This is a genomic window from Streptomyces sp. NPDC001153, from assembly GCF_053598315.1.
On record NZ_JBSFJZ010000138.1, the window covers coordinates 1 to 1,214 of the forward strand.

The following is a 1,214-nucleotide window of genomic DNA, read 5'->3' on the forward strand; positions in this document are numbered from 1 at the left end:
GGTCTGCTGCAGTTTCGGGTGACAGGTTGGGTCACGCGGCTCGGAGGGCCGGTGTGGTCATGACGGTCTCGTATTCGACGGGGGTCAGGCGGCCGAGTGCGGCTTGTCTGCGGCGGCGGTGGTAGGTCCGCTCGATCCAGGTCACGATCGCGATCCGCAGTTCCTCGCGGGTGGTCCAGCTCCGACGGTCGAGGACGTTCTTCTGCAGCAGGCTGAAGAAGGACTCCATAGCCGCGTTGTCACCGGCGGCCCCGACTCTTCCTATCGATCCGGCCATCCGGTGGCGGTCGAGTGCCCGGACGAATTTCCGGGACCGGAACTGCGATCCGCGATCACTGTGCAGGATGCAGCCGTCGACCTGGTCACGCCGGGCGACGGCGTTGTCCAGGGCGGTCACGGCCAGGCGGGACTTCATCCGCGTGTCGATGGAGTAGCCCACGATCCTGTTGCTGAATACGTCCTTGATCGCGCAGAGGTACAACTTCCCCTCACTGGTGACGTGTTCGGTGATGTCGGTGAGCCATAGCCGGTTCGGGCCGCCGGCGGTGAAGTCGCGGCGGACCAGGTCGTCGTGCACCGGCGGGCCGGCCTTCTTGATCCGGCCGCGTTTCTTGCCGAACGCGCTCCACCAGCGGTTGTCCCGGCAGATCCGCCACGCGGTCCGGTCCGCCATCCGGGCCCCGGCATCGCGCGCCTCATCGGCCAGGAAGCGGTAGCCGAATTCCGGGTCGTCGCGGTGGGCATCGAAGAGCGCGTTCGCGCGGTGAGCCTGCTCCAGCGCGGCGGCGGTCACCGGCTTGTCGAGCCAGCGGTAGTAGGGCTGTCTGGCGAGCTTGAGCACCCGGCACGTCACCGCGACGGGCATCCCGTCCGCGGCGAGCTCCTTCACGAGCGGGTAGATCCTTTTCCCGGCAGATGTGCCTGCGACAGATAGGCCGCCGCCCGGCGCAGGACCTCGTTCTCCTGCTCCAGCAGCTTGATCCGCCGACGTGCTTCCCGCAGTTCCGCGCTCTCCTGGGTGGTCACCCCGGGCTTGGATCCGTCATCGATGTCCGCGCGGCGCATCCATTTCCACAGCGTCATCGGGTGGACGCCGAAGTCCTTGGCCACCTGCTCGACCGTCACCCCCGGGCCGCGGTTCCTCGCGACCCGCACGACGTCCTCGCGGAACTCTTCGGGATAAGGCTTGGGCACAGCGACATCCTTCCCACCAG

The 1,214-nt window shown here is 67.6% G+C and carries 1 protein-coding gene; it reads right to left on the reverse strand.

Features of this window, described 5'->3' with window-relative positions; genetic code table 11:
• Window positions 1-31: 31 nt before the first annotated feature.
• Window positions 32-1,194, reverse strand: a protein-coding gene (locus ACWDEN_RS48115) for an IS3 family transposase (RefSeq protein ID WP_450864479.1) whose coding sequence is annotated in 2 segments (ribosomal slippage) — window positions 32-907 and window positions 910-1,194 — 1,161 coding nt in all. Because the reading frame shifts where the segments join, the coding sequence is not laid out codon by codon here.
• Between the last annotated feature and the right edge of the window lie 20 nt (window positions 1,195-1,214).